Origin of the sequence: Glutamicibacter sp. 363, assembly GCF_052379505.1 — a bacterium.
In the GTDB taxonomy this organism is placed as follows: domain Bacteria; phylum Actinomycetota; class Actinomycetes; order Actinomycetales; family Micrococcaceae; genus Glutamicibacter.
This window is the reverse complement of record NZ_JBQSYR010000004.1, coordinates 102703-128486: the sequence shown is the minus strand read 5'-3', so window position 1 is coordinate 128486 and position 25784 is coordinate 102703. Positions and strand designations below refer to the sequence as shown.

Here is a 25784-nt window from a genome sequence, read left to right as displayed (position 1 = left end):
TTCGTATTCGACGGGGTCCCATCAGCATTGTTGACCTGCACACTCACCAAGTAGCCGGTAGGTGCTACCGATCCAGACAAAGGCGCAGACCAAGTAAAGTCGATCGTCTGATTCCTCGTATTGGTGTTTCCTACCGTTGATTGCGCGCAGTTGGTTCCCGCTGGAGCAGACATTACATCTGTAGCTACTGCAGCCGACCCTTGCGCAGTGGCACCAAAAGCAGCCGTAGTTGACTCAACCCTGCCCGCCCAGCCCACTGACACGGCTAAAGCAAGGACGACCACTAGCCCGGTCCAGGTAAACAATGTAGAATTTCGATCCCTAGAATCGTCTGGTTTCCCAGTCGCGCTAGGCCGAATACGACTATCGATATCATCCAAGTCATCGCCATCATTCGCACCTCGGCGAATGAAAGCTAGATAGAATACATACGCGCATAGTAGCCCTCCAGCGAAGAAGGCCCAAGGCTGGCCAAACCAACTAATCACGTACCCCAGATTTGGAACGCTGAATAATAACCGGTCGGCGCTCTCCACCGCATACGGCTGCAGGTCCGCTACAGGATTGGCATCGCCTTTGAGAATGAGTCCCAGCGGCGTATTCTCCAGGATCCGATGGGTAACCCGCATTTGGTCTGCTGCTACGACGGAAACCACCTGGCCCGGATCCAGTTCACTGACCGGAGTAGGGACTGCTAGACCAAAAGATCCAGTCGGGATCTCCGGCGCCATCGACCCCGAAGCAAAAACCAGTGGCTTGAACCCGAAGATTAGAGTCATCGCTGTCATGAGAATGCAAAGAGAACCAAGTACGGCACCTAGGTTAAGCACCAAGCCTTGCCATCCGCACGCGATTTTGTTCTTGTTCTTGTTCTTGTTCTTGTTCTCAACGGTTGGTGATTTTCGCAGACTCATACTAGGAACCAACCGTTGAGGTGAAGGTCAGGCCAATGCTTGTCGTTGCGCCTTGCAGTGAGTTGGCAGCCGTTGTCGGCAATGAATATTGGATGCAAAGCAACTCGGAAGCGCCAGAATCCAAAGAGCGTGGAGTCGAGGAACCGTTGAACTGCGCACCGGCGCTCTTGGAGACTATGGTCGTCCCGCCTGAACACGTGACGTTGGAGCCGCTGCCGCTAACGGTTGCGCCGATCTTTACGGAGATGTTCAGACCCGCGCCCAAGGTCGAAGCACCTGATTCGGTGATCTTTCCCTGAACCGTGTACGGAGCCGATATGGTTCCCGTATTTTTCACAACCACCGTAGACGCGGAGCTGGTGCCCGGATATAGATTATTGCCCGTAATGGGCATCTGATAGGTAGTTGCATTGGCTGCACCTGCCGTTGCGCCGACTCCAAGCGCCACGGTCGCGGAACTGATATTGGAGGTCGCGGTGGCGGTGCCTGTCCACGCAGCCAACGTAGAAACCGCGCCAAAGCCCACAAGGATTCCCATGGACAGGATCGCCTTGATACGAATAGATCGGGTGCTCATCGTTTGCCACCAGCCTTTGTTACTTCAGTTCGATTCTGTCTCCACGAGAGCATGACGGCCGCGCATCCAACTACCAATGCACCGATCCCCAAGACGATTACCCCTCCGCTGAACCCGGTATCACTGAGCTGATCCCGCTGATCCGGCGTTTCGTTTTCGGGGGAATCTTCTGGGGGCGCGTGGGTTTCTCGTGGTGGTTGCGACGGTTCGGGCTCCGGTGTCTTGCCTATGCCGGTTTCGACCGCGTTGATCTGCACCTGCAGGGAACGCTTTTCCTGATCTTGCGACCCGTTCGTCGCGGACCCCGGCAGCCCCATGCGCAGTCCCACTTTGACCGTTTCCTCCGGTTCCAGACGGAAGCGCGACAAGCCGATGGTCTCGAAATAGATCTGGGTGTGCGCTGCTGATGCCTTGGGTCGCACGCTAACTTCAACCTCTTGGCCGCGGTCGTTTCGAATCCACAGCGCGCCAATGATTTCATCGCCTGGCACCAGAACGGGCTCCCCGCTGAACAACGGCGGTGGGGCCTGTGAAAAATTCCTGCCATCACTGCTATAGCTCAAGCCAGCGGCAATATCTTGATCACCCCGAGCATGGACGGGAGCTGCACTCAGACATGCAATGAGTGCAGCGGCCGAGGCCTTCAAAAGGACCGGGTGAAGACGAAGAGTCATGTCCGTTCCTTTCGTTGCTTCTCACGCCAAGCTCCGGCGAACATGATCATCGAGTAGACCAGCAGGCTCCCTGCAGCAGCCCAGGTCAGCCAAGTGCGTTGCTGGCCGGAAATGGCCGAATTGATGAAACCGAGCAATGGCATTGAATACCAGAGTTTGCCCCTGATCTGCTCTGGCCTTACCGGATCGTCATCGGTGTTGTTTGCATCCCCGCGCAACGTGAATTGCGTTTCACCCGACAAGGTAGAGCTTACGGAGACGACCCGGTGGGTAACCACCTCAGGCTCACCGGATTTCAACTGGTAGGTCACCACGTCGCCAATCCGGATCTCTTCCGTATCTGCAGGCCGCACTACGATTAACGACCCCGGAGGGAACTCTAGCCTCATGGAACCTGTCAGCACGGTATAGGCCGTGGCACCGCCAAGTTTTGGAATTACGATCATGACGGCGATCAAAGCCAGCACAACGAAGAGGGCAAGCCAAGATGCAACTTGCCCGCTCCACCACAACAGGCCCGTCTTTTCACGTTCTTTTTTGAGTTCCGCTCGTGTTTGCGCGGTCATCGCTGCTGCCCGACAAAGCCCAGCCTGAGTTCCAGCTTTCCACCGGCTGCTGCCTGGGAGGCGCCAGCAGGAAGCGAGACTCGCACGCATAGTGTTTCTTCGCCCCCAGCGCCTTCGGCTGGCAACGCCCTGGGCGCTGCAAACTCCGCGGCATCCCCTAGCGAACCTGCATAGAGTTGCTCGCCAGCGAGCGGCTGCCCAGCTTCGCAAGCGGAGGCAGACATGCCGGCGTGAATGCGCAGCTGGCTTGCTTCGGACAAGGCAATATCGGCGGCAGTTGGTGAGGTTGCCGCGTTGACCGCTCCGTCCAGCCGATAGCCCAGATCGCTGGTGCCGCCATTGCTGATAACCAGTGGCGCCTGCGTGAATTGCCCCGGGACAAGGTTGTCGCTGCCGAGCTCCAAGAACTGGAAATGCTGCGTAGCGTTTTCGCCATCGCCGGCAAGCAACATCAAGGAACCGGTCTGAAGCGTTCCGGGATCCACGCTGCTTTCTGCGCGCCACGAAGCGACCGTACCTTGGGCGCCCAGTCCGAGCGCCAAAAGCACGGCCGCTATCAACGCAAACTTCAGAGGCTTGGGCATATAGGGGCTATCCCGCGTTCGTTACCTAGGAGCGGACTTGATCCAAAGTCAAGGTCAGGTCGCCCAAGTCAAGAGGCTGGTCATAGGTCGATGGCGGGGTGTCGCCTACGGCGCCTTCAGCAAAGGCAACGGTAATCAACACCGGAACATTGTAGGTGCCTGGCTCGGCAAAACTCAGCGTGCCGTCTGGTTCTTCCGTAATACCAGCAGCCGAGGCGTCAACTTCAAGCCCCACCGTCACGTAACCATCCAAAGCGCCCAGCACGGTCTCGGCTTCGGCAATGCTCAAGACACCGGCAATGTTCTTGCCCTCGGCGTCAATAGCGACGGTTTGGCCATAGGTCACCGTATCCCCGGGTACAAGCTGCTGCGTTTCAGGATCGAATGGCTCCGGCGCTTCCGTGTTGCTGATGTCTTGCCAAACGCCGTCGGCGCCCAGGGTCAGGTTCAGATGGCCGGTCTCAACCACGCCTGCGTCTACCGTCTGCTGTGATTGCCAGCGGGCCACCGTACTGGCACCGCCGAGCAATAGGGCACCCGCGGCAACGGCCGCTATCGTCGCCTTAGTTACTTTCTTCATATGCTCCGCATCCTCAAAATAAGAGTGCCTGTGATGGCACCTACTTTCAGTAAAGCGTATTTAGGAGCAAATTCAACCTGCCTTTAGCGCGAGGACTTCTTGGCTTCGGTCGAGATCGAAGATTTCTCGTGAGGTTTTCTGCCGCCTCCTGAATCACGAACAATTATTTTCGTTTTATTCGGTGCTGAGTAGCGCATTTAGCGGATATCGAAATAGCAACTTTTATCGTCAAGCTCCATTCGCCGACTATTGCCTGGCTGTCTTGAACCGATCGTCTAAAAATTATTAGACGAGTAGACAACTCCACATAGAGCTACCATCGCGTTGAATAATTAAAGTCAGCGTTCCAGATTCGGCGCAGAAGCAAAGAGGTTCAAGCCCATGGCGCGCGAAAGCTGTCCAATGGCCAGCTGCGCTCGAACCGAGTTGCCAGCCATATCCAAGGGCGGCGAAAATGCGCCGATGGCGCCTTTGCCGGGCGCTACAGCCACGATGCCTCCGGAAACTCCGGATTTGGCCGGTATGCCGATTTCAAAGAGCCATTCGCCCGAACGTTCGTAGAGGCCATTGGACGCCACCGCGGCCAAGGTGTCACGGCAGACATCGGCATCCACCACCTGTTTTCCGGTCACCGGGTTAACCCCACCGTCGGCGAGGGTCGCTCCCATGACGGCAAGATCATAGGCGGTGACATTCAGCGAGCACTGCTTGGTATAGGTATCCACGGCATCCAAGGGATCCCCCTCGAGCCGCCCGTAGCTCTTGAGCAAACGGCCCAAAGCCTTGTTTCGTTCGTTGGCCAGCGACTCGGAGTGGTAGACCTCGTCGTCCAGGGACAGCGCGCGGCCGGCGAAGGCCGAAAGCCCTTCTCTGACGTTCTCCCACTTTTTAGCTGCGGTCTTGCCGGGAATCATTTCCGTGGTGGCGATGGCTCCGGCGTTCACCATGGGGTTCATCGGGTGTCCATTGTTCAGTTCAACGGCCATCACCGAGTTGAACGACATTCCGGTGTTGTTCACTCCGATGCGTTCGCGGACGACTTCGCGCCCATGCTCTTGCACTACCAGCGCGTAGACGAACATCTTGGAAATTGACTGGATGGAGAAGAGATGCCGGCAGTCGCCAACTTCATGCACCGATCCGCGAACGTGGGACATGGCAATGCCGAACAGGTTCGGATCGGCTTGGCCGAGAACTGGGATGTAGTGGGCCAGCAGACCGTCATCTGCGTCGGCATAGCGCTCATGGGCCTCTTTGAGGAGCTCGTCGATGCGCTGATGCTCCAAGTCACCAGTGGATACCTGCTGTTCGACATCATCAAAGTCGGTAGGAATAGTTTCATTATTCCCTTCCGAAGGATAGTTCATCTTCACCTGCCTTTGCCTATGGCGCCATTAGTTTCCTACTACGTGTTTTGAGACTACCAACAGCGACCTCAGTTGGCATCTTTCAATTCGGAGTGCGACTGGCTGCGCAGCACCGAGGGTCCCAGCTGATCGATTCCGCGGTGGGGCTGCAGATGCTTTGACCGTGGAACAAAGTGTGTTTTCGGTGACAATGTGCACGGCCTTACAGCGTTAACTCCCGTTCTGACCTAGCATTTTCAGTATGGCTAAAGGTATTACTTTTCATACGCGCAAATGGGTTCGCCCCGAAGACCTCAATGCAAACGGCACGCTGTTCGGCGGAAGCTTGCTGCGTTGGATCGACGAAGAGGCGGCAATCTACTCGATCATCCAACTTGGCAACAAGCACGTGGTCACCAAATTCATGTCCGAGATCAACTTCATCGCTTCCGCCAAGGAGGGCGACCTCATCGAGATGGGCCTGACTGCTATCGACTTCGGTCGCACCTCGGTCACCCTGCGTGCTGAGGTGCGCAACATCTTCACGCAGGAATCCATCCTGACCATCGAGAAGATTGTGTTCGTGAACATCGGTGAAGACGGCAAACCAGAGCCACACGGTTATGACCACATCACCTACACCCGCGACCGCATTCCCCTGGAAATCACCAAGGCACTTGTCTAGCTTCCGGCGGATGCCTTCAGCCATTACCCGGTTGACGGTGTGGAAACGGCCCCGATCCTCGTGACGAGGATCGGGGCCGTTTCGCATCAAGGCTCTAATTGCGTCCCGAAAATTTGCATACTTTGGCTCTTGTTCCGCGTGGCCTGGTAGGGCAAAGTAAATGCCGGGCGCATTAAGCGCCTTCCCCCCAACCGAACGAGGTATTGAGTATGAGCCGGATGATCTTCGTCAATTTACCCACCGCTGACCTAGCCAAAGCGGACACTTTCTACGCTTCGTTGGGGTTCGAGAAAAACCCGGTCTTCTCTGACGAGAACGCTTCCTCCTGGATGATCAGCGAGAACATCACCGTGATGGTGCTGGTCCAGGAATTCTTTGCCAGCTTCCTCGTCGATGGAGACGTGCCCGCACTGGGCGCACCGCACCGCGAGACGCTCAACGCCATCTCGGCTGAGACCAGGGAGGGCGTGGACGAGTTCGTAGCCAATGCCCAGACCGGCGGCGGGAGCATCTACCGCGCGGCAGACGAACCGTTCCCGGGAATGTACCAAGCAGCCGTGAAGGACCCCGACGGACACGTCTGGGAAATCGCATGGATGAGCCCAGAAGCCATGGAGAACCCTGGCGGCTAGTTCAACAATCAGCTAGACGGGGTTCTGTCGCTGGTCCGTGAGGGCCTCGACGGGATCCCTGCTTGCTTATCTCGCTAATCCGGCATCCTGGAGTGCTGCCTGGTCCTTTTCTGCAGCTCCTTGCGGTATTGCTTCTTCATGCCGTCCGCCGGACGGATCGGTTGCTGCCATCTCGGTTCGAGCTCATCACCCAAGGTCACCCCACGAAGCCTGCGACCGAACATTGGCAGGACCCACTGGCGCAGCCACTCCACGTCGCGGCGCACCGCCTGCACCGGAGATACCCGCTCGATATCGCCGAAGTCTTCGAATGCAAGCTGGTGATTGGCCCCTAGGATCTCTAGCACCCTGATGGCCATGTAACGATGCCCGGCCCGGTTCATATGCAGCTTGTCGACGTCCCACATGCGCCGATCGCTGTAGACCTCCCATTCCCAGTAGTCCACCAACGTGACCATATCCCCGTGCTGACGTGCTAGTTCCCGGACACGATCGTTGAATTTCCAGTTACGCCGCTTAAACGGAGCAAGCATCGGGTGCACCGGGATATCGAAGCCGGTAAAAAGCAAAATTTGGGCGCCAGAGGTTGCCAGCCGCTCGACCGCGGCCGTGTAATTTGCCAACACCACATCCAGGTCCTTGCGGAACTCCAGAATGTCGTTTCCACCGGCATAGAAGCTGATGACATCCGGGTTCATGGCAAGGGCAGGTTCGATCTGCTCTTCGATGATCCGGTCCAGCCGGCGGCTGCGGATAGCAAGATTGGCGTAGCGCCACCCGGGATCTTCTTTGGAGAGCTGCTTGGCCACGCGATCCGCCCAGCCACGCACACCGTTGGGCAGGCGAGGTTCCCAGTCCCCCACACCCTCGGTGAACGAATCCCCGATTGCTACAAATAGCCGACTCATGACTGGCTACGCTACTCTCGGCAATTGACCAGCCAATGACTTAGCGGCAAACGAATCCTTACCGCCACATGTCGTTCGGGCTCACCTTGGTGCGCGGGAATCGCCAAGCAGGCCCGTTCCGGGCGGGTGAACAGCGCGGGTCCGCACAGCTCGTTCAGCGCACCTCGGCCAAACATTTCATCACCGACTGGCCGCCCACCTGCTCGAAGTCCTGCGATACCTGAAGCGCAATCGCCTCGGCGATCCCTGTGGTATCCATTCCCATATCCGGGCCGGCGAGCACCGGGAGCTGTCCGAGCACGCGCACCGCGGCGGATTCGATGGCCAGTGCCGCTTGAGTTTCGCCCAGATGGGCCAACAGCATAGCGGCGGATAAAATTGCGCCGACGGGATTAGCCCACCCCTTGCCAGCGATGTCCGGGGCCGAACCGTGGATGGCTTCGAACATGCTTGGGGCGGATCCGTCGAGGTTGAGATTCGCGCTGGCTGCCACACCGAGTCCGCCCTGGATCACCGCGCCCAAGTCGGTAATGATATCGCCGAACAGGTTATCCGTGACCACCACGTCGAATCGTTCCGGGGATACCGGCAGGTGGAAGCACATTGCGTCTACATGCACATAGTCCACTTCGACCTGCGGGTAGCGTGCACCGACCTGAGTGACCACTTCCTGCCACAGCTTGCCGGCTTCGATCAGGATATTTTTCTTGTGGCACAGGGTGAGTTTTCCGCGCCGGCTGGCGGCTAGTTTGAATGAGTATTCGACGACTCGGGTGATGCCTGCACGGGTATTGACCGATTCTTGCACTGCCACGGTGTGCTCGGTGTTTGCATGAATGGTGGACCCCTGGCCTACGTAGGCGCCCTCGGTGTTCTCCCGGACGATCACCAGATCGCAGCGTTCGGGAGTCAGCCCCGCAATGGGCGTTGCCACACCCGGATAGAGCTTGACCGGACGCAGGTTCACAGCTTGCTCGAATTCCTGGCGCATAGCCAAGATGAAGCCGCGCTCAAGGATCCCGGGTTCCACCGCGGGGTCACCCATGGCGCCGAAAAGAATTGCCTCGTGACCGCGAAGTTGTTCGGCAAGTTCAGGGCCCCACAATTCTCCGGTCTGCAGGTAATGCTGTGCCCCCGCCTCATATTTGGTCAGCTCTAGCGCAAACCCAAACGCCTGCTGAGCCGCCGCCAATACCTTCAACGACCCGTCCATGACCTCGGGACCGATGCCATCACCGGGAATCGCTGCAATATTGTAGGTTTTCATAAGGAATGCCTTTCAGGATTGTCCAGGAGAGCTAGTTGTTTATCGAAGTACTCGGAGAGATGCTGCAGAGCCTTGCCGCTAGCACCCTCGCGTAGAGCGAGGACAAGCTCCGTTAAGTCGATTAGCGAATTTTGAAGTGCCTGCCCACGCCGTCCGTGGCCGGGCAGGATAACCTCTTCGGTCATCCGCACCAAGCCTGAAAAGCTTTGCAGGTAGCTGTTGTTCGAAGCATCGAGAAGCACCAGATGGAATCTGGACATCGAGCGTTGATCACCGGTGCGGGCTTGTTGAATCAGCCGCTGAAGTTCATTCAGCGCCGTTTCGGGCAGCTGGCCGCACAGCAATTTGCACGCCGCCGACTCGAGCGCTTCGCGAAAGACCAGCGCCTCGCGGAGTTGGCTTCCGGCCATCATCCGCACCATTGCGCGCCCGGCAGCGTCGATGTAGATGATTCCCTCGCGCTCAAGCAGACTTAATGCTTCCCGCAGTGGGGTACGGCTCAAGCCGAGCTCCTGGGACAGTTTGCTCTGCGCAAGAACCTGTCCGGGGAGGTAGCGTCCGGAGAATACGCGTTCGCTGATTACTCCCGCGGTTTCCCGGGCCAGAGAGACATTGCTCCGCCATTCGGACGTCATCATCACCGCCTCGCACTCCGGCGGTCGCCCGCAATTTTTGGTATCCAGAAGTTATTTGGTGAGAATCACTGTTCCCGGTGCACCACCACATGTCAATGAATTCAGCAGTTTTCGCAATATTTGGTGCCTTTTAGGAAAAATCCATTGACTGCGAGGTAGATCACTGATTAGCTTTGGTCATCTACTGGTCAGACCAGTAGAGCTTCTGATAATCGACGACGCGAAAGCAGGAACGGTGTCCACTTATTCAAAGGCCTTCCCGGATGGCTTGCCCATTGGTGATGCGTGGGTTCCGTGCGAAAGCTCCGCACCAGTCGTCTTCCCTTACGATTCATCGCTCGTTGCCCAGGCACCTGTGGGCACCGCCGAGCATGCGAGCCAAGCACTCGATGCGGCGCAAGCAGTCGCCAAGGAAGTCGCGCGGCTGAGCACCGGAAGCCGACGGGCGATTCTGCTTGCGGTCCACGAGAAACTTGCCGCCCATCGCGAAGAGCTGGAAAACCTGCTGGTACTGGAAACCGGCAAGCCGCTGGTCGATTGCCGCGTTGAGGTCGCAAGAACGCTGACTACCTGGGCCGCGGCGGCCGAAGAGGTCGCCCACGCCCATGGCGAAACGGTTCCCCTAGATCTTCAGCCATCCGGTGCGGGAATGATTGGCTATTGGACCCGTAAGCCGGCAGGAATTGTCATCGGCATCGCCGGCTTCAACTACCCGCTGCTGCTGGCAAGCCACAAACTGGCCCCGGCCCTCGCGGCCGGCTGCCCCATCATTCTCAAGCCCGCCCCCAACACCCCTTTGGCCACTTTGTGGGCGGTCCACCTGATCCGCCAGGCGCTTGCCGAGCATCGGGTCAGTGCCGCGGCGGTGCAGCTGGTCACCGGCGGGATCGAGGTCGGGGAGATACTCGTCGGCGACCCGCGCTCGGCCGTCGTTTCTTTCACCGGCTCGGCCGCGGTGGGCCACCAGATCGCCAAAAACGCGGCACCACGCAAGGCGGTGCTCGAACTGGGCTCCAACACCGGCTTCATTGTGGCCGAAGACGCGGTGATCCCGGACGCGGTGGACGCGGTGCTTCGCGGTGGCTTTTACGCCAATGGGCAGGCCTGCATCTCGGTGCAGCGCGTGCTCCTCGATCAGAAAATCGCCAAGGAGTTTGAACGGCAGCTGCTCGCCCGCATCTGTGAGGTCATCGTGGGCGACCCCCGCTCGGCCGACACCCGGGTGGCGCCGGTGATCAACGAAGCCTCCACCGAACGCATCATGGATTGGATCAACGCCGCCGTCGAACGCGGCGCGCAGGTGCTTAGCGGCGGCGAGGTGCGCGACGGGGCCATCCTGCCCACGGTGCTCAGCGGCGTGCCCACCGATGCGCAGCTGTGGTGCGAGGAAATTTTCGGGCCGGTGATCTGCCTGCGCACTGTCCCGGATCTGGACACCGCCTTCGAACTGGTCAATGACTCGCGCTATGGCCTGCAGGCGGCGATCTACAGCACCAGCCTGAAGACCGCGTTCCGGGCAATCGAGGAGCTGGAAGTCGGCGGAGTGGTGGTCAATGAAATTCCTGGCTTCCGTTCAGACATCATGCCCTATGGCGGGGTCAAGGATTCCGGCATTGGCCGCGAGGGTCCGCGCTTCGCCATGGAGGAATTCACCGTCACCCGCATGGCCATTATCAGGCCGTAACTAGCAGTCCTCAGAGAAAGATTCATCGATGGATTACACGCAGTTGTTTCAGTTCTCCGGCCGCCGCGTCCTGGTGATTGGCGCAGGCAGCGGCATTGGCCGCGAGGCCGCGCTGGCCCTCGGCGCTCATGGCGCCGCGGTCATCTGCGCCGATCGCGACCTGGCAGCGGTCCAGGTCACCGCCGGCGAACTCGGCGCGAACGCTTCCGTGCTGGAACTCGATGTCCTGGATTTCCAGGCAGTACGGGCGGCAGCCGCCGAATACAGCGACATCAGCGCGCTGGTTTTCACCGCGGCCACCAACGTTCGCAAGCGCATCGTGGACTACTCAATGGAGGAATTTGATCGCGTGGTGAATCTGAACCTTCGCGCCTCCTTCGCACTGCTCCAGGCCTTCGCCCCGCGGATGGCGGCCAACGGCGGCGGGTCGATTATCGGCATCGCCTCCATCCGCGCCACTGTCGTCGAGCCCGGGCAGAGCGTCTACGCGGCCACCAAGGCGGCGCTGGTCCAGCTGGTGCGCACCGCCGCGGCCGAGTTCGGCGGCCAGTCAGTCCGCGTTAACGTCATTGCCCCCGGCGTTGTGGAGACCCCACTGACCAGCCAGATCAAGGCGAACGAACAGTGGTACAACGCCTATTCCGAGAAGAGCGCACTGGGACGCTGGGCCAAACCCGAAGAAATGGCCGGGGCCATCGTATACCTGGCCTCGGCGGCCTCAAGTTTTGTCACCGGCTCGGTGCTGACGGTCGACGGCGGCTGGACCGCAATCGACGGACGCTTCACCCCGCCAAATTAGCCTGCACACCAGCTGCGGCGTGCAGCGAGAACCCTGAGGGAAAGGATCTTAAGATGCCGCAGACACCCGAAACTCCGGCCGCGGCGAAGACCCGCGCCTTCGAGGCGATTGTCAGCCATATCGAGAATCAGGTGCTCGCCGGGGAGCTGAAAATCGGCGACCACCTGCCCGGCGAGCGCGAACTGGTGACCCGTTTCCAGGTCAGCCGGTCCTCGGTGCGCGAAGCGATGCGGGTGCTTGAAAGCAGCGGCATGATCGCCTCCCGCCCGGGTGATCCGCGCGGAGCGGTGGTGCTTTCCCCTACGGCCACGCCGCTGCGCAAAATGATCACCCGGCTCACCCATACTTCCGCCTCCAGCCTTGCCGATCTGCTCATCTACCGCATGACCCTGGAGTCCTCGGCGAACTCGCTCGCCGCGACGAGGCGCACGGATGCCGATCTCTTGCAGCTGGAAAAGGCGATGGCGCGCATGCGGGCCGCGCGCCTGCAGGGCCAAATGGCCTTCAGCGAAGCTGACCTCGATTTCCATGATGTGGTCGCCAAGGCCAGTGGCCATGCCTTGTTGCAGATCTCCGGCGAAGCCGTGCGCCAATCAATTGAACAGCTCATCGCCTCGCGCATCGAGCAAAGCTCGGATGACCATGCACTGATGCTGCGCACCATCGATCATCACGCCGAGGTGTTTGCGGCCATCGAGCAACAGGACGCCCATCTGGCGGAGCATCTGGCGCGCAGCAGCCTATTCGAATACTACGGGCATCTGCTGGGCGCCGAGGAGCGCGAAGCATTGGCCGCCTTGGCCTCCTTCGGCAGCCCGGCCGAGCCCTGATCCCCCGAAGGGCAGGCTCGACCGTGCCCGGTGGGCCTAGTCCAGGGCCAGCCAATTCGGTGTTGCCTGCGCCGGGCGATGCGCCTCATACCAGCGTGCCGCGCGCAGCAGGTCGGCATCGGCGCCGACCCGGGCGGAGAGCTGCACCCCAATGGGCCGCCCGTTGGCGGTGAACCCGCAATTGACCGTGGCAGCAGGTTGGCCCGACATGTTGTACGGAACGGTGAAGGCGATGTGGCTCATGGTCGCATCCGGGTCCACCACCGGCATCGGCTGCTCGGCGGGGAAGGCGGCCATCGGCGAGACCGGGGAGATCACCAGATCGAAACCTGCGGTCGCGGCGATCGTGGCCCGTTGCATCTGGTCGATCGCGCCGAAGTTCCGGATGGTGTCCGCACCATCAAATCCGGAGCCGCCGGCGCACCAGCGCACGATGTAGTCCAGGACCTTCCCCTGCTCTGCTTCGGAAAGCTCGCGGTAGTCGGCCCAGGAGCGGGTGCGCCAGAACCTGTCCAGCCGGTCCAGCATTCCCTGATCGATAAACGGATCCAGCCGCTGCACGTTGGCCCCGGCTTCCGCAAAGGTCTCCGCGACCGCTTGCACGGCCGCAAGAACCTCGGGATCGACCTCGGCTCCCGCGTTCGCCTCGGTATGCAGCCCGACCTTCAACCCCCGCACGTTATCCCGCGCGGTTTCGAAGTCCATGGGCGCATAGGGCCGCGCGGAATAATCGCGGATATCCGGCCGGCCGAGAATGGCCATGAACGCCGCGAGGTCATCCACCGTGCGCGCCATAGGTCCCGCGGCCCGTCCGATGTACGGGGCATCCAGCGGAATCAGTCCGGCGCTCGGCTTGAGCGTGGCTAGCCCCTGCCAGCCGCCGGGCAGCCGAATCGAGCCGCCAATATCCGTTCCCACATGGAGCGGACCGTACCCGGCCGCGGCCGCCGACCCGGCCCCGGCGCTGGAGCCGCCGGTGGTCCAGGCCGGATTCCAGGCGCTGCGCGAAATGCCGTGCAGGCTGGAGACTCCCGAGGAGAGCATGCCCCAATCCGGCATTGTGGTGGATCCGAGGATCACCGATCCGGCTTCCAGTATTCGGTCGGTGATCGGCGCGTTGGCGCGCGGAACCTTCGGGTTGGCCAGTGCGGTCCCCGAAGGCATGGGAATTCCCGCGCGGGCCACGTTCTCCTTCACCGTGGCCGGCACCCCATCCAGGGCACCGCGTTGCCGCCCGGTTGCCCAGCGTTTTTCACTCAACCGGGCCTGGGAGCGAATGTCTTCCGGATCGAACTGATACATGGCATTCAGCACCGGTTCGCGTTCTTGGATCCGGGTGATCACCGCCTGGGCGACGTCGACCGGGGAGAACTCCTTGGCCGCATACCCCTGGCCGAGCTCGCGGGCGGAGAGCTGGTGCAGCGCTGTGGTGCGGTTCGATAGCTGAGACATCTGGACCTTTCAAAAAGCACAAGCGCTTCTAGCGCAGTGCCAGCTCGTTTTGGAGGGACATCGAGGAGTTCACCAATGTCCGGGTGTAGTCATGCTGCGGGTTGTCGTAGATCTGCTCGGTAGTGCCGCTTTCGACAATCTGCCCCTCGTTCATCACCACCACGTTGTCGCAGATATAACGCACCACCCCCAAATCGTGGGAGACGAAGACCAGGGTGAGCTGGTAGTCATCCACCAGGTCGGAGAGCAGGTTCAGCACCTGCGCCCGAACCGAGACGTCAAGGGCGCTGACCGGTTCGTCGGCCACGAGCACCCGCGGTTCGCAGATCAGCGCGCGGGCAATCGAAATGCGCTGGCGCTGCCCGCCGGAGAATTGGTGCGGGAAGCGTTCGGCCGCGTCGGCCGGCAGCCCCACGGCTCCGAGCATTTCGGCCACCTGTTTGCGCAGCTTGGCGCTGTCCACCTTTTGCCCCGGGGCGAGCAGCGGCTCGGCGATGATGTCGCGGACCCGCATCCGCGGATCCAGGGATCCCATGGGGTCCTGGAAAACGATCTGCAGCTGCTGGCGCAATTGCAGCAGATCGCGTTCTTTCGCACCGGAGACCTGGTTTCCCGCGACCTGCACGCTACCGGAGGAAGGCTGGTCAAGGCCCGCCAGAATGCGAAGCAGCGTCGACTTGCCCGATCCAGATTCGCCCACTACCCCGAAGCGCTGGCCGGCGGCCACCTCGAAGGACACTCCGCGCAGGGCGTGGACCTCGGAGGGCTTGCCGAAGAGGGTGGAACGGCTCACCGGGTAGATCCGATGCAGGTCCTTAACGCTGATCACCGGTTTTTCGGCAGGCTTCTCCTGGGCGGCAGGCTCTGGCGCTACTTGGGCAGCTTCCGCCGGGGCCGGCTCCTCCCGCACGTTCGGCGGCACATAGGCGGCGGCCGAGGCCACGGTGTACAGACGCCCCTGGGCGTCGGTGGCGTCCAGATCGGAGGCGGCAAGAAGTCCCCGGGTGTAGGGGTGCTGCGGATTGCTGAAGACCTCTTCGGTGCTTCCTTCCTCCACCACCCGTCCGTCGTTCATGACCAGGACCCGGTCGCAGACGTTGGCCACCACCGACAGGTCGTGGGTGATGAACAGCAGCCCGGTGCCGCGCTCGGTCACCGATTCCAGGATCAGGTCAAGCACTTGGCGTTGCACGGTGACGTCCAAGGCGGTGGTCGGTTCGTCGCAGAGCAGCAGGCCCGGGTTGTTGGCCAGCGCCATCGCCAGCATGGCGCGCTGGCGCTGGCCGCCGGAGAGCTGATGCGGATAGGAGCGCGCCGCACGTTCCGGGTCCGGGAGCTTCACCGATTCCAGCATCTGCACCGCCCGCGCGCGGGCCGCGGCCTTTGAAGGCACGGTCCTATGGCTGCTCATGATCTCGGCGACCTGCGGGCCTACCTTCATCAGCGGATTCAACGCGGTCAATGGCTCCTGGAAGACCATGGCCATGTCTTTGCCGCGGATCTTCTGCAATTCCCGGTCGCTGGCCTCGAGGAGGTTTCCCGCGTAGCCCGCGAGGTGAATTGAGCCTTGCGCGGTGACCCCTTCGGGGAGCAATCCCATCAGCGCCGAGGTGGTTATGGACTTGCCCGAGCCGGACTCCCCGATCAGGCCCACCCGGTCTCCGGGCGCCATGCTCAGGTTGAAGTCGCTGACCAGGGTGCGCGTCTTGGTGCCGATGGACAGGTTTTTGACCTCCAGCAATTTGGCGGCCTCTGCATGCTTCGCCATCATCAGCGCTCTCCGTTCAGTTTCGGGTCAAAGCGGTCGCGTAGCCCGTCGCCGAGCAGGGTGAAGCCGAGCACCGCGACGGCGATCGCGGCACCGGGCCAGACGGCCAGCATCGGGAAGGTGCCTAGGAACTGCTGGGATTCTTGCAGCATGCGCCCCCAGGAGGGCACCGGTGGCGGGGTGCCCAAGCCGAGGAATGACAAGGCCGCCTCGGCCAGCACCGCGATGGCGAAGGAAACCGAGCACTGCACCACCACCATGCCCACGATATTGGGCATCACGTGGCGTCGGGCAATTCTCCAGCCGCTCTGGCTGGCGGCCTTGGCGGCCATGATGTATTCGGTGCTCATCACCTGCAGGGTTCCGCTGCGGGCCACGCGGGCGAACCCGGGGATCGAGCCGATGCCGATGGCGAGCATCGCGGTGAGCGTGCTGGCGCCGAAGACCGCGCCGAACATGATGGCCACCAGCAGGGCGGGGAAGGCCAGCAGGATATCCGCGCCGCGCATGGTCACCTCTTCGGTGATCCCGCCGCGCATGCCGGCGAGGATCCCCAGCGGCGTGCCGATGACCAGCGCGATGCCAACGGCCACCAGCCCGACCAGCAAGGTGATGCGCGCCCCGTAGAGCACCCCGGAGAACACATCCCGGCCGTAGCGGTCGGTGCCCATTAGATGCGCGGCGCTGGAACCTTGCAAGCGGTCCGCGGGAAATGCCTGGACCGGGTTGTAGGGGGTCCAGAAGAATGAGACGAGGGCGGCGAGCACCACAACTGCCACCAATGATCCGCCCACGATGAGCGTGAGCGAAAGCTTGCGGCGGGTTTTCTCCACTAATACTTGTTCGGCAGCCATTACGCTCCCTTTCGAATGCGGGGATCCAGGATCGTATAGAGCACGTCCACCACCAGGTTGATGATCAGCGTGATGGCCACCAGCACCATCACCACCGACTGGACCGTGAGCAGGTCGCGGTTGCCTACCGCGTCCAGCAGCATCGATCCCAATCCGGGGATGACAAAGACCCGTTCGATCACCACGGCGCCGATGATCAGCGCGGCCAGCTGCACGCTGGTCACCGTCAGCACCGGGATGGAGGCATTGCGCAAGCCATGCTTGACCAGTGATTCGAGCTTGCCCAGCCCCTTGGACCGTGCGGTGCGCAGGTAGTCTTCGCTCATCACCTCCATCACCGCCGAGCGGACGTAGCGGGTCAGGATCGCGCCCTGCACCGAGGCCAGGGCGAGCACGGGCAGGAGCACGCGGGCCAGGAAATCGCCGAAGTCCTCGCCCGGCGGCGTCCAGCCGTTGGCCGGCAGCCAGCCGAGCCCGACGGCGAAGACGACCACCAGCAAGATGCCCGCAAGGAAGTTGGGAATCGCGACGCCAAGCTGGCTGACCCCGCTGATGATGATGCCGCTGGGGTTGCGGTGCTTGACCGCTGCATAGGTGCCAAAAGGCACGGCGATCAGCAGCGCGACAAGCATCGCCAGCACCACGAGGATCAGGCTCACCTGGACCCGGTCGATGATCAGCGGGCTGATATCCTGCCGGGTGACGTAGGAGGTGCCGAAGTTCCCCGCCGGCAACCCGAGCGCCCAGTCGAAGTACTGCACAATCAGCGGACGGTCGGTGCCGAACTCGGCTCGCGTCTTGGCCAGCAGTTCCGGGCTGGCGTTCACGCCCAAGGCGATCTGCGCCGGGTCCCCGGGAATTGCGCGCATGAAGAAGAACACCGCGACAGTCGCAATCACGTAGGTGACAGCAAATCTCACGAGGTTAGTCAGTAATCGGATACCCACGTGCGTTCCTCTCTGCCAAAACGGTGCTGCGGATTACTTCCAACCGAGGTTGGTCAGATCCAGCGCCTCGGTCACGGAGTTCGCAGGGATTCCGGTGACCTCCGCCTTGGCAACGACGATGTTCGGGAAGATGAACAGAGTGTTTGCCGCCGCGTCGTCGACGATGGTGCGCACCACCTGCTTCATCCCGTCCACGTAGCCGGCTTCATCGGCGGCGTCGGCCTCTGCGGCGAGGTCCTTGATCTTCGAGTTGTCATAGCCGAGGTAGTAGTCCGGGTTGTTGAACATGGCCAGCACGTCCCGGCTTTCCACGGCCAGCACCACGGACATCTGGTAGTCCTGCTTGGTGAAGACCTCGTCCAGCCAGACGGCAGGGAATTCCGCCGATTCGATTTTCGCGTTGATTCCCACGTCTGCCAGCTGGGAGACGACAATTTCGGAGACCGCCGTGGCATAGGGGCGGGTCGGGACGGTGAAGGTGATGTCCAGGTCCTGGGCGCCGGCTTCCGCCAGCAGGGACTCGGCCTTGGCCGGATCGTAGGGGTAGACGTCGTTGAGATCTTCGTAGTACGGGTCGGTGGTCGGGACCGGGCCGCCGACCACCGTGCCGTAGCCGTTCCAGGCGGTGTCCACCACGGCCTGCCGGTCGATGGCATGCATCACCGCCTGGCGCACCCGCAAGTCGTCGAAGGGGGCCATGTTGTTGTTCATCGACAGCACGATTTCACCGTTTGAGGTGCCCTCGAGGACCTGGTACTTGCCATCGGATTCGAAGCTGGAGAGCAGCTCCGGGGACTGCATGTTGTAGACGACATCCACGTCTCCGGACTGCAGCGCGTTGGTAGTGGCCACCGCATCGGCGAAGTAGCGCAGCGAGACGTTCTCCACTGCAGGAGCTTCGCCCCAGTAGTCCTCGCGGGTCGCGAACTCGATGGACTGGCCGCGATTCCATGCGTCGATTTCGTAGGGGCCGGTGCCGATGGCGGTCCCCGCCAGGTCATCGACTCCGCTCGGATCGAAGATGGCGCCGACCAGGGTTCCCATATCGAACAGCCAGGCGTTGCTTGGCTGCTTGAGGGTGACGGCGACCTCGGTGTCGCTGTTGACCTCCACCGAGTCGACGATATCCATCTTCTTCTTCAGGCTGGAGACCCAGGCGTCGGATTGGACGCGTTCGATGCTGAACTTGACGTCTTCGGCGGTGAAGGCCTCGCCGTTGGAGAAGGTTGCGCCCTCGCGAAGCTTGAAGGTGTAGGTCTTGTTGCCGTTGCTCAGCTCCCAGGATTCGGCGAGCAGCGGCTGGATCTTGCCTGCCTGGTCGATCTCGACCAGGCCTTCATACACGTTGGACATCAGGGCCTGCGGGATGGCGGCGCCTGCGGTAGTGGTGAAGTCGAGGTTGACCGGTTCGCCGGTCAGCGCCACCGTGACCGAGGTGTTCTCCGCCGAGCCTTCCGAAGAAGTTCCGCCGGATCCCGCCGAGCAGGCGGTCAGGGCCAGGGAACCGACCATGACGGCCGCAGCCAATCGGCAGTAGTTCTTTTTCGCGCTCATGAGATCTCCATTGGGTCAAAGTGACAACTGAGTGATGTGATCCATACAACACCATATATGCTGATATTTCTACTAAGTTTTCTGGTCTTACCAGTAAACGACATATTTGGTGGAGACCGCGCGGCCGGGGCAGCTGCGCTAGCTTTGTCCATAACGCACTCATCCTCGCAATCAAAGGAAGGCTCCACATGAGCAAGCTGACTTTCACGCCGGCCGTGCCGACATTGACCTACGAGCGAGTTGTGCAGCAAATCGAAGAGGCGATTCTTTCCAAGGAAATCGAACCCGGGCAGCACCTACCCAGCGAACGCGAGCTGATGGTGCAATTCTCCGTGAGTCGGCCAACGGTGCGCGAAGCACTGCGCGTATTGCAAAGCCAGGGGCTTATCGCCTCTCGGCCCGGCAGCCGCAGCGGCCCGATAGTTCTGCCGGTATCCCCGGATAATCTCGGACGCTCCTTTGCCAATATGGCGCGGATTGCTTCCTTGTCGCTTTCCGAACTGGTCCAGTTCCGCATCGTGCTGGAAAGCTCGGCCTGCCAATTGGCGGCGGTCATGCACAATGCCGAGCAGCTGGCCGCGATGCGCGACGCCATCGAGCGGATGGAGGTGGAAGCGGGAACCGGATCGGATTCCTTCAACCGGGCCGATCTGGATTTCCATGCGGCCGTCTGGGAGGCCAGCGGCAACGCGCTGCTGCGGATCTGCGGCGAGGCGGTATCGGGAGCCATCCTCAACGTCATGAATGAGCAAATGAGCCATTCGGACAATGAGCGGCGTGAAATGAAAAAGGTCGTGGCCCTGGACCGCGCCATCTTCGAGGCCATCGCCGCCGGCGAGCCCGCCGCCGCGGGGAACGCGGCCAAGACGGCCATCTCTTCCTACTTCAACCACAGCCTGGATGAAGAGGGCCTGCGCGGCCTGCAGGCGCTGGTCAATCCCGCCTAGCAGGTGGGGCTCAATGCGCGGTGAGGTCTTTTCGCATGATCAGCCGCGGCATTCGACTGGCCACCGCATCCGTGCTCCCGATCAGCTCAAATCCCACGCGCTCAAACATTTTCCGCGTCCCCACAAAGGCCATGGTCAGATCCATGCGCCCTTCGGGATCCACCGGGTAGGCTTCCACCGCGGGCGCGCCGAGCGCCTGGGCGTAGCGCAGGGCACCGGTTAGCATTTCGGTGCTCACCCCTTGCCGGCGGTAACCGCTGCGGACCACCACGCAGATAATGCTCCACACCTTCAGCTCATCCACCGGGCGAATGAGCTTTGAACGCTCCAGCCGGGGGATCTGCGAGCGCGGGGAAATACTGCACCAGCCCACCGGTACCGAATCCCGGTAAGCCACCACTCCCGGGGCAATGGGTTCGGCGCTCAGGGCGCGCATCGCCGCTGCCCGGTCCCCGGCACCGAGCAGCTCAATTTCCTTGGCTCCCAGGCGATGCGAAAGGCACCAGCAATGCTTCTCGCGTCCGCCGGGATTGACCACTGCGGCGAAATCCGCAAAACGATCCGCGGTCAGCGGCAGCACTTCCCAGTTGGCTTTGCCTGCTGCCGGACTCTGCGCATTGGCTTCCATGAATCTATCCTGCACCCCCGGGTGCTTTGGCGATACCCCAAGAGAATCATTCGGGTTTTCCCTACTCTTCTTCTCCGGATCTCTCGATGTTGCCGGAAGCCACGTCAGCATACTGTTGAGCTATGACTTCATCACCAAAGCTTCTCCCGGACGAGAACACCGTCCGGCCACCGTTGAGAATCGGACTGACGATTCTTCACCTGGCAGTTCTGGGCAGCGTCGGCACCGCCATCTCCTGGCTCTTGCTCGGCTGGCTCGCAGCGGGTGCTGCGCTGATATTCCTGCTGGGATTCGGCATCATCGTGCTCATCGGCTTGCTCTACGCGCTCTTCGGGCTCTCCTGGCTCGAAATACAGCGCGTCTCCGGGCTCTATGACCTGAACGTCGCCACCTTATCCTGGCGTCCACGACGCCGTGAAGGTTTCGGCGAATATCTCCGCTCGCTGGGGCGCAACCTCGCCAGCGGACGCATGTGGGCCTCCTTCGGCAGCTTCGTGCTCTCCTGCATCTTCGGCTCGCTGATGATCGGCGCGTTGCAGTGGACGGTGCATACCGCCATCGTCGGCTTCGCTCCGCTGAGCGATGCCGACACCGTATCCGGTCCCTTCGGACTCTTGGTTCCGGCTTCCCAGGCCCCCTGGCTGTTCCTCTTCACCCTCCTGGGTGCGGCGGTGATAGTCGGCCTGGCCTTCTTGCACCGAGCGGTCACCTGCGCCATCATCGGCGCGATTGCCCGTGAATCGGCCATGACCGAACGGGTGCGGACCAGCTCGGTCCAGCGCGAAGGCGCGGTGCGTGCCGCAGAGGTAGAACGCACCCGCATCGAGCGCGACCTGCACGACGGGGTCCAGCCCCGGCTGGTTTCGGTGGGCATGACCCTGGGCCTGGCCCATCAGCAGATCGACAAGGACCCGGCGCAGGCCAAGGAGCTGATCGCCGAGGCGCATGCCTCGACCAAGTCGGCGATCACCGAGCTGCGCCAGCTCACCCGCGGGATCTACGCCTCGGTGCTCGATGACCGCGGATTGGATGCGGCCCTGTCCGCGGTGGCCGGACGCAGCCATATTCCGGTGCAACTCGATGTGCAGCTTTCCGGACGCTACCCGCGGGACAGCGAATCGGCGGTGTACTTCGCGATTGCCGAGGCGCTGACCAACTCGACCAAGCATTCCCGGGCGGCGACCTGCCGCGTGACGGTGCGCGAACGCGAGGAGGCCGGCAGGCGCTGGCTCTTCGCGCGCATCGAGGACAACGGGGTGGGCGGGGCACAGATCCTGCCCGGCGGCGGACTGGATGGGATCAACAACCGCGTCCTGGCTGCCGGGGGCACACTGCGCCTGGACAGCCCGCAAGGCGGCCCGACCGCGGTGGAGGTGAACGTGCCATGCGCGTCCTGATCTGCGAAGACTCGGTGCTCCTGCGCGAAGGCCTGGTCAGGCTGCTGGACCACTCCGGGCATCAGGTGGTCGCGGACCTGCCCGACACCGGCGGACTTATGGATTTCCTGGCCCAAGCCGAGGCCTCGGCATTCCCGCAGATCTGCATCCTGGATGTGCGGCTGCCTCCGACCTACACCGACGAGGGAATCCGCGCCGCGCTTGAAGTACGCAAGAACTACCCGCAGCTGCCCTTGCTGGTGCTCTCCCAGTATGTGGAGGAACGCTACGCCTCGGAGCTGATCTCCATGCAGTCCGGAAGCCTGGGCTACCTGCTCAAGGACCGCGTTGCGGATGTCACCGAATTCATTGCTTCCCTGGAGCAGATCGCGGACGGCGGCACGGTACTCGACCAAGAGGTGGTGGCACAGCTGTTGACCAGACGCAATCACGATGACCGGATGCAGCGGTTGACCGATAGGGAACGCAGCGTGCTGACGGCGCTGGCCGAAGGCAAATCGAATCAGGCCATTGCCGCCTTGCTGTTCCTTTCGGAGGCAAGCGTTGAAAAGTACATTACCTCGATCTTCCAGAAGCTTGGACTCGAGGCAGATGGGACGGGAAACCGGCGTGTGCTCGCCGCCCTGGCTCATATCCAAACTTTGGGCACCACTCGCAGCGACAGGACAAACCCATGAACTCCCCAACCATCAACGCGCCGGTTGCACCGCAGAATCCGCAACCCGCCGGTTCGAAGAAAACCTTGACCCTGGTGCTGGGCCTCATCGGCGCACTGGTCATCCTCGGGGTGATCGCCACCTCGGCTTGGCGTGCTTCACACAGCCTCGCCAACTCCAGCAGCTCGCAGAGCGTCGGCGCCGCTGGCGTCACCGCACTGGAGGTAGACGCGGATGCCGGAAGGTTCACCGTGCTCTTCGCCAACGTTCCCGAGGCAACGCTGGAAGTGCGCAGCGCACGCAGCGGCGAATGGAAACTCCGCCGCGACGCCGGCACCTTGCTGGTCAGTTCGCCCAACGACTGGGGCGACTGGTGCTTCACCGGTTGCGACTGGGATGAAAACGAGGTCACGCTGACGCTGCCTAGTTCGCTCAACGAAGGCACGCTCGATGCGGACCTGAAGATGTCCGCCGGAGAATTTTCGGTCAATGGCAACTTCAACGACCTGGTCATGGAGATGAGCGGCGGCACCCTGGATGCTACCGGCTCGGCCAAGGGCTTGAGCGTGGAACTGGGCGCCGGGAAAACCGATATCGACATGGCTGACGTGCAGAGCGCGAACTTCGATGTTTCCGCCGGCCGCATCGACAGCACCTTCACCGGCAGCGCGCCGCGCAGCGTCCAGGCAGAAGTCAGCGCGGGGATGCTGCAACTGACCCTGCCGGATACCGAATACAACGTGCTCCAGGATGTTTCGGCCGGCGGCGTGGAGAACGGCCTGAGCGTCAACTCCGCCTCGGAGCACCAGGTTCAGGTTGAGGTCTCGGCCGGGAACGTGGTCCTGCGCCCCGGGGCGGAAGCGACAACGCCAACGAAATAGGCGTTATCTTCCGGTAGGACGAAGCTGGCCTCAGGCCGACGCGGATATCCGCGTCGGCCCGAGGCCAGCATTCATTTTAAGACTAGGCTTGGTTCTTCTTCATGGCTTCCAGCCGAGCCTCGATTTCAGACATCTGCGGAGCCTGGGATTCAACGGCTTGCGGCGCTGGGGATTCATCGAGCACGTTCTGCTCGCCCTTCATCGCCGCAAGTCGGGCCTCGATCTCGGTTTCTTCACCCAAATCTTCCAGCGCGGCGAACTGCGAGTCGAGCGAGGAGGCCGCAAGTTCCGAAGCACCGCGGACCTTCGCCTCGTCCTGGCGGATCTTATCTTCGAAGCGGCTGATCTCCGAGGTCGGATCATTCAAGTCCAAGGCCTTCAGGGTCTCCATCATCTGGCCCTGGGTCTTCGCATTGCGGGCACGGGCGACGAGCTCATCACGCTTGGCGACAAGTTCCACGCGCTTGGCGCCCATGGTGTTCAGTCCGTCCTTGAGCTTGGCCACCACCTCACGCTGGGAGGCGATGCGCGGAGCGAGGTCCTTGACCTTCTTCTCCGCCGCCATCTGGCGCTGAATCGCGACGGTGGCTAGCTGATTGAACTTCTGCGCATTGGCGGAGTCCCCGGCGGTGGAGAACTCTTCGGCCTTATTCGAGGCCGCAAGCGCCTTCTTGCCCCAGGACTTGACCTCTTCCATCGCCTTGGCCTGGTCGTCCTCGGCCATGCGCAGATTGCCGATGGTCTGAGCCACCGCCGATTCTGCTTGGGCAATGTTGTTGGTGTAGTCGCGGACCTGCTGGTCCAGCATCTTCTGCGGATCTTCGAGCGCGTCGAGTGCCGCATTGGCGTTGGCTTTGCCGATCCCGAAAATACGGGCCCAAATTGAGCGTTTCTTGGCCATGGTGCGTCCCTTCGTTAACCGCAGCTTTAACTCTATGCGACGCGGCACCCAGCGCTAAACTGCGCGTCAAGATTCCGCGGTGCGTCGAGCGTGTTTTCCCGGCTCCGCCCGGGGCCGGGGTAGCTCGCTAGCGGCTCTCGGCCTGGCGGCGGGTCTCCTCGGCAATTTTGACAATGCGCTCGATCACGCTGCGCGTGCTCACCCGGGATTGCGCCTCCGGCCTGGTCAGCACATCGATGTGCCGACCCAGGGCCAGTGACCGGATCGGGCGCAGCACCACGTGCTCCCGGAAGTATGGAATCAATCCGGTGTACCGCGGCAGCAGTCCCACCATGCGAGTCTCGGCGATGATGGCCGCCACCAGATTGAACTCATTCACCCGGTGCGTGATCTGGATCGGCGTACCCGCGCTGGCAAACATCGCCTGGACGAGGAGCGGCTCCAGCGCGAAGCCCTCATGGGCCGCGACCCAGGTCTCCCCCACCAGATCCGCCAGGCTCACCGTCTGCTGCTTCGCCAGCGGATGCTCCCGGTGGATCGCCAAGTCAATCGGCTCCTGCAGCACCGGGGTGACATGCACCCGCTGGCCCGGCCAGGGATCCGAGGCCAGCGGGCGGTGGGCGATCACCACATCGTGGTCGCCGACCAAATCGATGAAACCGTTGATCGATACATCCTCGTCACGGCAGCGCACCGCCGGCCCCTCGGGGTCGGCCAGGCTGCTGGCGATCAGCGGCGGAAACCAGGCCAGGCCGGCGCTGTGGAAGGCGGTGACCGAAACCGGTTCGCGGCGCGCCAGGAGATAGTCCGCCACCGAGTTCTCCGCGCGAGCCAGGGATTCGAGCACCTCGCCGCCGGCATCCGCCAGCCGCTCCCCCGCGGGAGTGAGCACCAGCACGCGTCCGCGCTGCTCGGTCAGCGGCAGTTGAACGCTTCGCTGCAGCGAAGCGAGCTGTTGGGACACGGCGGAGGCAGACAGATGCAGCGCCTGCGCCACGGCGGTGACCGAGCCCCGGTCCCTGAGCTCCCGAAGAGTTCGAAGATGATGCACTTCCATGAAGCTCAGCTTACGCGATGGTGAAGATACTGCCCGTTGTTCTGCATAGAATGCCGCTCTA

General features: G+C 61.8%; 26 protein-coding genes. 9 read left to right on the top strand and 17 right to left on the bottom strand.

The window, feature by feature from the left end; genetic code table 11:
* Positions 1-915 precede the first annotated feature (915 nt).
* From ACT3UA_RS03980 to glsA, 6 genes are all read right to left on the bottom strand, one after another.
* Positions 916-1491, bottom strand: a complete 576-nt coding sequence (locus ACT3UA_RS03980; protein WP_444615615.1) for a hypothetical protein — start codon at positions 1489-1491, stop codon at positions 916-918.
* On the bottom strand, positions 1488-1982 hold the full coding sequence (locus ACT3UA_RS03975; protein WP_444615614.1) for a hypothetical protein: 495 nt from the start codon (positions 1980-1982) through the stop codon (positions 1488-1490). The genes ACT3UA_RS03980 and ACT3UA_RS03975 overlap by 4 nt, the downstream gene beginning before the upstream one ends.
* 179 nt (positions 1983-2161) lie before the next feature.
* On the bottom strand, positions 2162-2731 hold the full coding sequence (locus ACT3UA_RS03970; RefSeq protein WP_444615613.1) for a signal peptidase I: 570 nt from the start codon (positions 2729-2731) through the stop codon (positions 2162-2164).
* On the bottom strand, positions 2728-3315 hold the full coding sequence (locus ACT3UA_RS03965) for a SipW-dependent-type signal peptide-containing protein (RefSeq protein WP_096286255.1): 588 nt from the start codon (positions 3313-3315) through the stop codon (positions 2728-2730). The genes ACT3UA_RS03970 and ACT3UA_RS03965 overlap by 4 nt, the downstream gene beginning before the upstream one ends.
* A gap of 25 nt (positions 3316-3340) precedes the next feature.
* A complete protein-coding gene (locus ACT3UA_RS03960) occupies positions 3341-3895 on the bottom strand; it encodes an alternate-type signal peptide domain-containing protein (RefSeq protein ID WP_096286253.1) in 555 nt (184 codons plus the stop codon).
* Between the two features lie 338 nt (positions 3896-4233).
* Positions 4234-5262 carry a glutaminase A gene (gene glsA / locus ACT3UA_RS03955; RefSeq protein WP_096286251.1) on the bottom strand — a complete coding sequence of 343 codons (1029 nt, stop codon included), beginning with the start codon at positions 5260-5262 and terminating at the stop codon, positions 4234-4236.
* A gap of 241 nt (positions 5263-5503) precedes the next feature.
* On the opposite strand from glsA, the gene ACT3UA_RS03950 reads away from it, so the two are divergent.
* Both ACT3UA_RS03950 and ACT3UA_RS03945 read left to right on the top strand, forming a co-directional pair.
* On the top strand, positions 5504-5926 hold the full coding sequence (locus tag ACT3UA_RS03950) for an acyl-CoA thioesterase (RefSeq protein ID WP_096286249.1): 423 nt from the start codon (positions 5504-5506) through the stop codon (positions 5924-5926).
* A gap of 209 nt (positions 5927-6135) precedes the next feature.
* Positions 6136-6558 carry a VOC family protein gene (locus ACT3UA_RS03945; protein WP_096286247.1) on the top strand — a complete coding sequence of 141 codons (423 nt, stop codon included), beginning with the start codon at positions 6136-6138 and terminating at the stop codon, positions 6556-6558.
* Positions 6559-6632: 74 nt separating this feature from the next.
* On the opposite strand, the gene ACT3UA_RS03940 is transcribed toward ACT3UA_RS03945, so the two are convergent.
* From ACT3UA_RS03940 to ACT3UA_RS03930, 3 genes are all read right to left on the bottom strand, one after another.
* On the bottom strand, positions 6633-7466 hold the full coding sequence (locus tag ACT3UA_RS03940; RefSeq protein ID WP_096286245.1) for an SGNH/GDSL hydrolase family protein: 834 nt from the start codon (positions 7464-7466) through the stop codon (positions 6633-6635).
* A 154-nt stretch (positions 7467-7620) separates the two neighbouring features.
* Entirely contained in the window at positions 7621-8733 is a 1113-nt protein-coding gene (locus ACT3UA_RS03935; RefSeq protein ID WP_096286243.1) for a 3-isopropylmalate dehydrogenase, read from the bottom strand.
* Positions 8730-9371, bottom strand: a complete 642-nt coding sequence (locus tag ACT3UA_RS03930; RefSeq protein WP_444615612.1) for a GntR family transcriptional regulator — start codon at positions 9369-9371, stop codon at positions 8730-8732. Before ACT3UA_RS03930 ends, ACT3UA_RS03935 begins: the two co-directional genes overlap by 4 nt.
* A gap of 232 nt (positions 9372-9603) precedes the next feature.
* Here ACT3UA_RS03930 and ACT3UA_RS03925 point away from each other — a divergent pair, with 232 nt between their 5' ends.
* Genes ACT3UA_RS03925 through ACT3UA_RS03915 form a run of 3 tightly spaced genes read left to right on the top strand, consistent with a single transcriptional unit; the run spans position 9604 to position 12681 of the window.
* Positions 9604-11052, top strand: coding sequence for an aldehyde dehydrogenase family protein (locus ACT3UA_RS03925; RefSeq protein WP_444615611.1), 1449 nt, complete (start codon positions 9604-9606; stop codon positions 11050-11052).
* Positions 11053-11080: 28 nt separating this feature from the next.
* Positions 11081-11851 (top strand): SDR family NAD(P)-dependent oxidoreductase, encoded by a 771-nt coding sequence (locus tag ACT3UA_RS03920; protein WP_105552728.1) that lies wholly within the window; start codon positions 11081-11083, stop codon positions 11849-11851.
* Positions 11852-11904: 53 nt separating this feature from the next.
* Positions 11905-12681, top strand: coding sequence for a FadR/GntR family transcriptional regulator (locus ACT3UA_RS03915; protein ID WP_444615610.1), 777 nt, complete (start codon positions 11905-11907; stop codon positions 12679-12681).
* Between the two features lie 36 nt (positions 12682-12717).
* Here ACT3UA_RS03915 and ACT3UA_RS03910 read toward each other — a convergent pair whose 3' ends face one another.
* Genes ACT3UA_RS03910 through ACT3UA_RS03890 form a run of 5 tightly spaced genes read right to left on the bottom strand, consistent with a single transcriptional unit; the run spans position 12718 to position 19256 of the window.
* Positions 12718-14133, bottom strand: coding sequence for an amidase (locus ACT3UA_RS03910; protein ID WP_444615609.1), 1416 nt, complete (start codon positions 14131-14133; stop codon positions 12718-12720).
* 28 nt (positions 14134-14161) lie between these two features.
* Complete coding sequence (locus ACT3UA_RS03905) at positions 14162-15904, bottom strand: dipeptide ABC transporter ATP-binding protein (RefSeq protein WP_096286231.1); 1743 nt, start codon at positions 15902-15904, stop codon at positions 14162-14164.
* The gene (locus ACT3UA_RS03900) at positions 15904-16755 is read right to left on the bottom strand and encodes an ABC transporter permease (RefSeq protein WP_096286229.1); all 852 of its coding nucleotides are present in this window, start codon (positions 16753-16755) and stop codon (positions 15904-15906) included. The genes ACT3UA_RS03905 and ACT3UA_RS03900 overlap by 1 nt, the downstream gene beginning before the upstream one ends.
* Entirely contained in the window at positions 16755-17702 is a 948-nt protein-coding gene (locus ACT3UA_RS03895; protein ID WP_096286227.1) for an ABC transporter permease, read from the bottom strand. Before ACT3UA_RS03895 ends, ACT3UA_RS03900 begins: the two co-directional genes overlap by 1 nt.
* 33 nt (positions 17703-17735) lie before the next feature.
* Positions 17736-19256 carry an ABC transporter substrate-binding protein gene (locus ACT3UA_RS03890; protein WP_444615607.1) on the bottom strand — a complete coding sequence of 507 codons (1521 nt, stop codon included), beginning with the start codon at positions 19254-19256 and terminating at the stop codon, positions 17736-17738.
* 188 nt (positions 19257-19444) lie between these two features.
* Between ACT3UA_RS03890 and ACT3UA_RS03885 the strand changes: the two genes are divergently transcribed.
* On the top strand, positions 19445-20203 hold the full coding sequence (locus ACT3UA_RS03885; RefSeq protein ID WP_096286223.1) for a FadR/GntR family transcriptional regulator: 759 nt from the start codon (positions 19445-19447) through the stop codon (positions 20201-20203).
* A gap of 10 nt (positions 20204-20213) precedes the next feature.
* Here the strand turns inward: ACT3UA_RS03885 and ACT3UA_RS03880 are convergent, their stop codons facing one another.
* Positions 20214-20831, bottom strand: a complete 618-nt coding sequence (locus tag ACT3UA_RS03880) for a GNAT family N-acetyltransferase (RefSeq protein ID WP_096286221.1) — start codon at positions 20829-20831, stop codon at positions 20214-20216.
* Between the two features lie 122 nt (positions 20832-20953).
* Between ACT3UA_RS03880 and ACT3UA_RS03875 the strand changes: the two genes are divergently transcribed.
* From ACT3UA_RS03875 to ACT3UA_RS03865, 3 genes are read left to right on the top strand one after another with little or no spacing between them, the layout of a single operon-like run.
* On the top strand, positions 20954-22228 hold the full coding sequence (locus ACT3UA_RS03875; protein ID WP_096286219.1) for a sensor histidine kinase: 1275 nt from the start codon (positions 20954-20956) through the stop codon (positions 22226-22228).
* Complete coding sequence (locus ACT3UA_RS03870) at positions 22216-22905, top strand: response regulator transcription factor (RefSeq protein WP_096286217.1); 690 nt, start codon at positions 22216-22218, stop codon at positions 22903-22905. Before ACT3UA_RS03875 ends, ACT3UA_RS03870 begins: the two co-directional genes overlap by 13 nt.
* Positions 22902-23765 carry a hypothetical protein gene (locus ACT3UA_RS03865; RefSeq protein ID WP_444615604.1) on the top strand — a complete coding sequence of 288 codons (864 nt, stop codon included), beginning with the start codon at positions 22902-22904 and terminating at the stop codon, positions 23763-23765. The genes ACT3UA_RS03870 and ACT3UA_RS03865 overlap by 4 nt, the downstream gene beginning before the upstream one ends.
* Before the next feature lie 82 nt (positions 23766-23847).
* Here the strand turns inward: ACT3UA_RS03865 and ACT3UA_RS03860 are convergent, their stop codons facing one another.
* Both ACT3UA_RS03860 and ACT3UA_RS03855 read right to left on the bottom strand, forming a co-directional pair.
* Positions 23848-24666: a PspA/IM30 family protein gene (locus ACT3UA_RS03860; RefSeq protein ID WP_096286213.1), complete on the bottom strand. Its 819-nt coding sequence runs from the start codon at positions 24664-24666 to the stop codon at positions 23848-23850.
* Positions 24667-24793: 127 nt separating this feature from the next.
* Positions 24794-25723, bottom strand: a complete 930-nt coding sequence (locus ACT3UA_RS03855; RefSeq protein ID WP_096286211.1) for a LysR family transcriptional regulator — start codon at positions 25721-25723, stop codon at positions 24794-24796.
* Between the last annotated feature and the right edge of the window lie 61 nt (positions 25724-25784).